Annotated in this window: 1 protein-coding gene; it reads left to right on the forward strand. The window is 51.9% G+C overall.

Annotated elements, in window-relative coordinates:
* Positions 1 to 182: hypothetical protein (locus KIH86_RS04030; protein ID WP_223110317.1), on the forward strand; the 182-nt coding region annotated here is incomplete at its 5' end.
* Positions 183 to 349: the final 167 nt, after the last annotated feature.

A 349-nucleotide genomic window follows, 5' to 3' on the forward strand; every position in this document is an offset into this window, starting at 1 on the left:
AGCAAACGACATTTGGGGAGGCCATGAGCATTGATCAATACAAGGTGTACCATTTGTTGGCCTTGATCTATTTTATGCCGATCTGGATTGTACAGGGATTGATAATAGGCACATTCCTGGGACTGAAATATCTGCTCACCCGTCCGATCTCCAAGCCTAGAGTGGGAGGGTCAAGGAAATGACATACCTAAACGAATTGTCGCGGCTGCTGCATGGTCACTGGTGGTATGCTGCGCTTGCGGCTATCCTGGGCGTTGGCTTCTTGGCCGTCTTGGGCCGTGCTATTTACGAAGTCGAATCCAAGGTATGGCCTCCGGATCGGGAGCGGCCATATGTACCGACCCGAGAG

Origin of the sequence: Paenibacillus sinensis, from assembly GCF_019904155.1 — a bacterium.
GTDB classification, from domain to species: domain Bacteria; phylum Bacillota; class Bacilli; order Paenibacillales; family Paenibacillaceae; genus Paenibacillus_AQ; species Paenibacillus_AQ sinensis.